The organism is Deltaproteobacteria bacterium, assembly GCA_019308905.1.
Lineage (GTDB): Bacteria > Desulfobacterota > BSN033 > WVXP01 > WVXP01 > JAFDHF01.
Map to the genome: position 1 here is coordinate 1 of JAFDHF010000107.1, position 8,396 is coordinate 8,396.

The following is an 8,396-nucleotide window of genomic DNA, read 5'->3' on the forward strand; positions in this document are numbered from 1 at the left end:
CCATTTCGGTGTGGTCACGGTCTTCAACCTGATGATCGCCCTCGATACGCCGCCTTTCGGCGAGACGGCCTTCATCACCAGTGCGATCAGCGAAACACCCCTGGGCGAGGTATTCAAGGAGATGATGATATTCATCGCTTTTGAGCTGATAGCCCTTTTCCTGGTCACGTACCTGCCTGATACGGTCCTCTGGATACCCCGGCTGGCGGGCTACGACGGCTGACTAGGCGGGGGCCGTCCTGCACAGGGGACGAGGTCCGATCGGAGCGGGCCGGAAAGCCCTCAGGGGCGGCGGAAAAGGGCGTGGAGGAACCGAGTCATGCCTGAATGGAAGGGTGTCATAGCCGCGATCGTCACACCCATGAAGGATGGGGGGAACGCCGTCGATCCGGAGCCCCTTGGCCCTTACTGCGACTTCCTGATCGAAAAGGGGGTCGACGGTCTCTTCGCGCTGGGAACGACAGGGGAGGGGCCGGTTCTGTCCGTTCCGGAGAGAAAGGCGATGGCCGGGGACCTGGTCGCCCGTGTGAACGGGAGAGTCAAGGTCATCATACAGACCGGTTGCATAACGGCCCGGGAGACGATCGAGTTGACAAGGCACTGCCGCGATGCCGGGGCCGACGCCGCGGGAGTCGTACTGCCCTACTACTATCGCCTCGACGAGGAGGAGATATTCCGGCACTTCGCGAGGATAGCCGACGGAGTCCCCGGGTTCCCCCTGTTCGTCTACGACATTCCGGATTGTACCGGAAACGATCTCACCCCGGCCCTGTTCCGGAGGCTCATAGACGAGATCGAGACGATCGTGGGCCTCAAGACGAGCAGCTCCGACCTGTTCCGGGTGCGGGACTGCGTTCGGGCCGCGGGAGACAGGTGCCCGGTGTTTGTGGGATGCGATTCCCTGATTCTTCCTGTCCTGCTTTCCGGGGCGCGGGGCATCGTATCCGGTACCGCTTCTGCATTCCCCGAGCCCTTTGTCCGGATCTACAGGGCCTTTGAAAAGGGTGACTTGGGAAAGAGCCGGGAGCACCAGGCCTTTATAGACAGGCTGGTCGAGGCGACAGGGGACGGTGACATCGCCCTTTTCAAGAAGGCCCTCGCTTTCCGGGGGGTGGAAGCGGGAACCGTGAGAGAACCCCACAGGAGCCTCTCCCCGGGCGAAGAGGCGGCCCTCAGGGCCTCCCTGGAGGAGCTCGGGCTGATTCCATAGCCACAGGGCCTGTCGATCCCATTCTGATGTGGAAATTCGAAATCCGGTGGTTGACTTTTGCCCGCCGGTGTGTTACAAAGACAGAAGTCGTAACACCGGAACTGATTCCCGGTTTTCGTCCGGTCGTGGATCAAGGAGGAGGGGCTCTCATGCACATGGCCGATGCTCTGCTCTCGCCTTCTGTGGGTGCTGCCTTCTGGGTTGTTTCCGGCACCGCCGTCGCATACAGCGCCAGGAAACTCAAGCAAGAGGCGGACGAGAAGAAGATACCCCTCATGGGGATCCTCGGGGCCTTTGTCTTTGCCGCCCAGATGATCAACTTCACCATTCCAGGCACGGGTTCGAGCGGCCACCTTGCCGGAGGGATGATTCTGGCCGTCTTGCTCGGGCCCTATGCGGGTTTCCTCACGCTGGCCTCTGTGCTGGTCGTCCAGGCCCTCTTCTTCGGTGACGGGGGGATTCTCGCGCTCGGGTGCAATGTGTTCAACATGGGCTTCTGGGCGTGCTTTGTCGCCTATCCCCTCATCTACAAGCCGCTGGCCGGGAAGGACCCCACGCCCGGAAGGGCCACCCTGGCGGCCCTGGTCTCGGTTCTTGCGGCCATGCAGCTCGGTCCGCTGAGCGTGGTCATAGAGACGCTCCTCTCCGGCATCAGCGAACTCCCCTTCCTGACCTTCGTGCTCCTGATGCTCCCGATTCATATGGCCATCGGCCTGGTCGAGGGGTTCGTGACGGCGGGGTTGATCGCCTTCGTGAGGAAGACCCGTCCCGAGATTCTCCAATCAGCGGCCACGGCGAGACCGCTCGGCGGGGTTTCGATCCGCAAGGTGTTGATCGGGTTGGCCGCGGCGGCTCTGGTCACCGGCGGTATTCTCTCGTGGTTCGCCTCCACCCATCCGGACGGTCTCGAGTGGTCGATCACGAAGATCTACGGTAAGCCGGACCTGCCCGCGCCCGCCCGGGGGATCATTCCGGCCCTGGAGGCCGCCCAGGAAAAGACAGCTATTCTCCCCGACTACGGATTCAGGAAAGAGGAGCCCGTGGGCGAGGAGCGTGGCGAGGAGGGCGGAACCTGGCCTGCGGTCAGTTCCGGCACCACCGTCGCCGGGATCGTCGGCTCCGTGATGACCCTTGGCCTTTCTGTCCTGGTCGGGCTGTTCCTGCGGAGGCGGGCAAGGGGAACATCCTAGGATCCCGCCCCGTCCGCCCGGTTTGCCCGTATCAAGGCCAAGCCATCCCTTGGAGGGTGAGCCCATGTCCTCTTTCGACTCGGCGCTTCTTGACCTCGGACGGCTCGACAGCCTCTCTTACGGCGACACGGCCATCCACCGGCTCGATCCCAGGGCCAAGCTGGTTGTCACACTGGCCTTCATCGTGACCGTGGTCTCTTTTCCGAAGTACACCGTGGCCGGTCTGATCCCTTTCTTCTCCTTCCCCATCGTGATGGTCTCCATGGCGGACCTGCCCCTGGGTTTCCTTGCCAGGAAGCTTGTCCTCGTCTCTCCCTTTGCCCTGGTCATCGGGATCTTCAACCCTTTTCTCGACCGCGAGGTGCTCGTACGCCTCGGTCCCCTGGCCGTCACGGGAGGATGGGTGTCGTTCGCATCGGTCATGATCAGGTTCGTCCTCACCGTGGGTGCGGCCCTGATCCTTGTCGCCACGACTTCCTTCCCGGGGGTGTGCAGTGCCCTGGACCGCCTCAGGGTGCCGAGGCTCTTCGTGGTGCAGCTCATGTTTCTCTACCGTTTCATCTTCGTCCTCACGGAGGAGGCCCTCAGGATGACCCGCGCGGTGGCCGTGCGGAGCTTCGGGGGGAAGGGGCCGGGCCTGAGGCTCTTCGTCCAGATCCTCGGGGTGCTGTTTCTCCGCACCATGGGCCGGGCCGAAAGGGTCTACCAGGCCATGGGCAACAGGGGCTTTGACGGGGAGATCCGGACCCTGAGGAGGCTCACATTCGCCGGTGGAGATGCGGCCTTCCTTCTGGTGTGGTTCTGCCTGTTTGCCGTGCTCCGCCTCTACAACATAAGCGAAATCTTCGGCGCCTTCGCCCTCAGGGCGTTCGGATAGAGGGAGCAGACGCCCATGAGTCATCACATAATCGAGCTCCAGGACGTCCACTACACCTACCCTGACGGGACCCGCGCCCTCGAAGGCATCTCTTTCCGGGTCCTGCACGGGGAATCCGTGGGTATCGTCGGGGCCAACGGCGCGGGCAAGTCGACGCTCCTCCTCCAGATCAACGGGACCCTCATGCCCGCCAGGGGAAAGATCAGGATCGGAGAGGTCGTTCTCTCGAAGAGGACTGCCAGGGATTTCCGGAAAAAGATCGGCTTTCTCTTCCAAGACCCGGACGATCAGCTCTTCATGCCGACCGTCTTCGAAGACGTGGCCTTCGGGCCCCTCCATCTCGGCTGGACAAGGGAGAACGCGGAGGAGGCGGCCGTCAAGGCCCTGGAGCAGGTCGGCTGCCTCGATCTGAAGGATCGCCCTCCCCACAGGCTGTCCGAGGGGCAGAAACGCTCGGTCTCGATCGCATCGGTCATCTCCATGGACCCGGACATCCTCGTCATGGACGAACCGTCGTCGAACCTCGATCCGCGTTCCCGGAGACAACTGATCGAGCTTCTCGGCAGGTTTCACCACTCCAAGATCCTGGCGACCCACGACCTCGACCTGGTCATGGATCTGTGCGAGCGGACGATCCTGCTCAGCATGGGCAGGATCGTCGCCGACGGGCCGACCCTCGAGCTCTTCGCCGACGACAGGCTCCTCCTGGAAAACGGCCTCGAAAGGCCTCTCTCCATGCAGGGGCCGCCTCTCAGGGCGGGCGGCCGCCTCCGGGAGGGCTCAGGGGGTCCGTAGCGGGCCTGGTGGGCAAGGTGCCGGGTTGTCAGTCGCTGTTGGCCGGCTGCCCGGCCCTGAGACTTCCGGCCGCCTCTGCGATCTCCTGGTATCCCTCCTTCAGCTTGACCCACCCGTAGTTGGTGGTGTAGTCCGGGTTGTTGTGGAAGGCCCCGTGAAGCATGATCAGCCGGTACTTGAGAAACATGACCACAAGCTTCCCCTCCAGGGGATTGGGCGGCCTGTGGAAGCCGAGCAGGTCGGGGCAGCAGGGAGGCGCGGACTCCGGTCTCGGGAGAATCCCGTCCTGGTAGAGCCCCTGGACGAGGAGAATGGCGTCTGCCATGAGCCTGTCGGCCTTCTTGATGATGCTGTCCACCTCTCCCATCTTCTCGAGGACAAAGAGCCTGCTGTGACATCTGGCGCAGGTCTCCACCATCCGGTCTCTCTGCTCCTTCCACTTCTCGTAGGAAAGAAGGACGATGCCCCGGGCCTTCCGGCCGTCGAGTTTGGCCGTGGGTTTGCCTGCGGCGTCTATGAGACCGAGCCAGCGGAGTATCGTCCTTCGCGATTCGGCCCACTCGGAGTCTGTGCCGCTCGCACGGAGGCCGAGGAGGCTCCACGCGGTTCTCACGCCGTGATTGCCCCTCGGCATGTGGCAGGTCTGGCAGGTGGGGCCCCGTCCCTTCTTGCTCACCTCGAAGACCACGCCGTGTTTGGAGGTCTGCCATATCTCGTACTGGGGATGGTTTATCCCCCCGTGGCATGGAAGGCAGGCCGTGGGCTGGCGGGCCTCTTCCCTGGAAAAGGTGTGGCGGGTGTGGCAGGAGTCGCATCCCCCGTCCCAGCGGCCGATCGCGTGGCAGCCTCCACACCCCTGCTCGCCCTCGACCAACTCCACGGGCAAGGCTTCGACATCCGAAAGGGCGTACACGGAGGTCCATGCCCCGGCATGCTTGCCCTCGTGGAACTGCCTGGCCTCTTCCTGGTGGCACCTCTCGCAGACCCGGCCGACCAGCATGCTTATCCGAAAGGCGTCGTCCCCGCTCTTGTGATCAGAGCCGTGGCAGTCTATGCAGGTGACCCCCGACCATGCCATCCTGCTCTGGTTCCAGCTCGAGACGATCCCGGGGTTGGTCTTCGAATGGCAGTCGATGCAGATCCTGTTGTCGACGACAGGCTGCCCCTTTCCTTCCGGGACGATGGCGAGACACGTTCCGAAGATCAAAACGATCAACCCAAGAACTCCGATCCTTTTCATGTGCACCCCCCTCCTTTTTACCCCCATGGCACTCCCCGGCAAGAGGGAAATTCCTTGTTTCTCGCGACGCCTCGATGATTTTCTCAGGATAATGGATATTCCGAGGATTGCCAAGCCCCCTGTCTCCAGGTGATTCGCGGCGGGCCGCGGGAAGCGCAGGCTCCAGGGTTTCCCCATTGAGAGCCGAGAAACAACCTTACAAATCAAGACGATTCAAGCCGCTACCCGCAAACAAGGGCCACATCGTACTTGATTTTTTTCGAAAATTGCGCTTACATATACATGGTGATTGATCCTCGGTAGCTCAATCGGCAGAGCGGGTGGCTGTTAACCACTAGGTTGCAGGTTCGAGTCCTGCCCGGGGAGCCAGATCGAAAACCACGAACCTCCCGGGGCTCGTAGGTTGAAAATAGGGTTGGGGGAAACGGGAGGCGACGACCGACCGTTTCCCCTGATTTGCTTTGGGCTTTTGGCAAGGCAGGCGCGGTGATCGGCTTTCCGGCAGGAAAAGAAGTCCTCGGCCTCTGTACAACCCCGACGGTTCGGCCCGGCGTCCAAGAACACTCCTTCCGGATTCTCTCGTTCTTCGTTTTCCACCTCGTCTTGTTCGACGGTCCTGTCTGCGTGCGGCTCAGAGAAATGCCCCGCTGGTTTGGTTATCCCTTCGACGTGATCGCGATCTCAACCGGGTGGTCTGAGGACGGAAAGATTGTCGTTGGTGGCATTGCGCACCCGACCGACGAGTACGGCGGGGTGATCCATGAGGGTGCCCTGAGGAGGTCAAGAGCGAAATCGTCCGGCAGTGGCCCTCCAGGGCCGAGGAAGACATGAAGGCGGGAGGGGGATCTGCTGAGCCCATACGTTGTGTACATCCGATACCCGGGCGATGGTCAACCGGGGCCGAACCTGGACGAGGCTCGTGAAGCGCTGGAGCTGGCCCGAAGATCCGGGATTCGGTCGTGAACCGGTTTGGGGGAAATCCAGTGAGCAAGAAAAAGCGGACGAGGAAGAAAAGACCGGCAAAGAAGAAAACCAAGCAAGGACCTCCCAGGTCGGCTCCAGTGGAATTTCGAGCTCTGCTGCGGTCGATGGAAGGTCTGCTGGCCGACATCGGCGGTATGGGCCGAGGCAAGCGAAGCGCCGTCGACCAGGCCCAGGAGATCATGTATCAGGCCTGGGAGACCCCCACACGCCGGCAGGCTGTGGCCCTGGCCAGGAAGGCGCTGGAGGTTTCCGGGGACTGTGCCGATGCCTACAATCTTCTCGCCGAAGAAGCTGCGGAATCGCTTGAAGAGGTCATAGATCTCTACCGGAAGGGAGTCGAGGCGGGCGAGCGTGCTCTCGGTCAAGAGGCGTTCAGACAAGACATGGGATACTTCTGGGGCATCCTGAAGACTCGGCCCTATATGCGTGCCCGTGCCGGTTTGGCCCAAAGCCTCTGGGAGGCTGGCCAGCGTGAAGAGGCCGTCGAGCACTACTGGGACATGCTGCGGCTCAACCCCAACGACAATCAGGGTATCCGTTACCTTACCTCTTGATGCCGTGCCTCATTGAGCTTGGCCGCGACGAAGACGCAGAAGAGCTTTTTGAACGGTATGAAGAAAGCTTTACGGCTGCCTGGGCATACGCCAGGGCGCTCCTGGATTTCAGAAAATACGGCGACTCCCCGACCGCCGACAAATCGCTGAGGGCGGCACTCGACAAGAACCGCCATGTGCCTTCCTATTTGCTTGGTCGCAAGAAGATGCCTCGCGCCCTCCCCGGTCACTGCGGCTTCGGTGACGACAACGAGGCAGTGGTCTATGCCGACGGAAACAGTGCGGCGTGGAAAGCCACTCCTGGGGCGATGGAATGGTTTGCCCTCAAGGTGAAATAGGAGGGAGACTGCGCCGCTCCGTCTATTGACTACTTGGATCAGCACGCGTTTTGCACGAGCCACCCCTTCCACGATGAGGCCGACAGGCGGAAGGATGAAAGCTACCGGCAATAACGACTCGGCAACGACAGGGGCGCCTGATGGTTGCCTGGTCCAGCAGTCGTTCGAGCAACGGCTCGTCAGGGCGAGGCAGGCTCTGAAGGCCGGAGTGCCGTCCCGCTCACAGTGTGGGACCTGGATACTGGGCACCGGCGTAGCCAGGCCAGCGGCGAGCCGGAAAAGGGAGGACGTTGCCCCGTCGATTGCTTCCCTCTGTGCCGCCCATGGCTTGGGATTTCTCGAAAGAGGGAGATGAACCGGTGAGCTCCACTGAAATCTTGACCAGCAGCACCGCCGAGACGGATAGGGGAGTCTTCGGGGCGAAGAGGTGTTTGCGCGAGAGGGTTTCTTGAAAGGTCCGGTCGGCTCTTCAGGAATGTCGGTCCGCCTATTGGCGCGGTTTCACGGCACAAGCGACCCGCTCGCCGACGTGGCCACACAGGCGCGCCTGGCCGCGGAGTTCGCCGCACGCGCCGCACACCCCGAGCCCGGGGAGAACGGCGCCCCAGGCGACCGCTGGGGCCCCTGTACCTGTCTGCCGTGCCCAGCACAGCCAGGCGGCGAACTTCTGACCTTCGACGATCCCGAGACCCGCCTGCCGGCCACTTGTCCCGTCATAGTTCGGAGAACGACGACGGATCGACCGCCTTAAGGGCTTCCACGCGGGCGGTCCGAGCCTCTACAGACGGGTCCCGGTTCTGGTATGTAGTGATGGGCGGACAGCTCCGACTTGGCTCTATGCCGCAAAAGCCGGCCAGCACAGTTGGAGGCTACTGCAGAACGGTGTGTGGTCGAGATAGCCTGGTCGGGCGGTGTCTCCCACTTTAAGGCGGCACATGGCAGATCAGTTTTTGTCCTTGATAGGAACGGTCCTGTTTGATATGTTTTCGTTTGGTTTTGTTGGCACCAATAGGTATCTCATAGATACGAAACGACGAGGCAAGAAATGGCCACTGAGGAACGCTGGGTAGGTGTCGAGGATGTGGCCACCCATCTGGGGGTGGCCAAGGATTCAGTTTATCGGTGGATTGATGAAAAGGGGCTTCCCGCTCACCGGGTAGGACGCCTCTTTCGTTTCAAGCTCTCCGAAATAGATGAATGGGTGCGCC

10 protein-coding genes and 1 tRNA gene are annotated in these 8,396 nt (G+C 61.9%); 10 read left to right on the plus strand and 1 reads right to left on the minus strand.

The window, feature by feature from the left end; all coding sequences use genetic code 11:
- The 5 genes from JRJ26_19825 to JRJ26_19845 form a co-directional block, all read left to right on the plus strand.
- A partial coding sequence (locus tag JRJ26_19825) for a TRAP transporter large permease subunit (protein ID MBW2059740.1) occupies positions 1–223 on the plus strand: 223 nt, incomplete at its 5' end.
- A gap of 96 nt (positions 224–319) precedes the next feature.
- Positions 320–1,210: a dihydrodipicolinate synthase family protein gene (locus JRJ26_19830; GenBank protein ID MBW2059741.1), complete on the plus strand. Its 891-nt coding sequence runs from the start codon at positions 320–322 to the stop codon at positions 1,208–1,210.
- Positions 1,211–1,359: 149 nt separating this feature from the next.
- Positions 1,360–2,400, plus strand: coding sequence for an energy-coupling factor ABC transporter permease (locus JRJ26_19835; GenBank protein MBW2059742.1), 1,041 nt, complete (start codon positions 1,360–1,362; stop codon positions 2,398–2,400).
- A gap of 64 nt (positions 2,401–2,464) precedes the next feature.
- Complete coding sequence (gene cbiQ / locus JRJ26_19840; GenBank protein ID MBW2059743.1) at positions 2,465–3,277, plus strand: cobalt ECF transporter T component CbiQ; 813 nt, start codon at positions 2,465–2,467, stop codon at positions 3,275–3,277.
- 15 nt (positions 3,278–3,292) lie between these two features.
- Entirely contained in the window at positions 3,293–4,072 is a 780-nt protein-coding gene (locus JRJ26_19845) for an ABC transporter ATP-binding protein (protein MBW2059744.1), read from the plus strand.
- Between the two features lie 28 nt (positions 4,073–4,100).
- Here the strand turns inward: JRJ26_19845 and JRJ26_19850 are convergent, their stop codons facing one another.
- A complete protein-coding gene (locus tag JRJ26_19850) occupies positions 4,101–5,312 on the minus strand; it encodes a cytochrome C (GenBank protein MBW2059745.1) in 1,212 nt (403 codons plus the stop codon).
- Between the two features lie 293 nt (positions 5,313–5,605).
- On the opposite strand from JRJ26_19850, the gene JRJ26_19855 reads away from it, so the two are divergent.
- From JRJ26_19855 to JRJ26_19875, 5 genes are all read left to right on the plus strand, one after another.
- Positions 5,606–5,681 (plus strand) — tRNA-Asn (locus JRJ26_19855).
- 614 nt (positions 5,682–6,295) lie between these two features.
- Positions 6,296–6,850 carry a hypothetical protein gene (locus JRJ26_19860; protein MBW2059746.1) on the plus strand — a complete coding sequence of 185 codons (555 nt, stop codon included), beginning with the start codon at positions 6,296–6,298 and terminating at the stop codon, positions 6,848–6,850.
- Complete coding sequence (locus JRJ26_19865; protein ID MBW2059747.1) at positions 6,850–7,188, plus strand: hypothetical protein; 339 nt, start codon at positions 6,850–6,852, stop codon at positions 7,186–7,188. The genes JRJ26_19860 and JRJ26_19865 overlap by 1 nt, the downstream gene beginning before the upstream one ends.
- 94 nt (positions 7,189–7,282) lie before the next feature.
- A complete protein-coding gene (locus JRJ26_19870) occupies positions 7,283–7,543 on the plus strand; it encodes a hypothetical protein (protein ID MBW2059748.1) in 261 nt (86 codons plus the stop codon).
- A 690-nt stretch (positions 7,544–8,233) separates the two neighbouring features.
- Positions 8,234–8,396 (plus strand): helix-turn-helix domain-containing protein (locus JRJ26_19875; GenBank protein MBW2059749.1); only part of this gene is annotated, 163 nt, incomplete at its 3' end.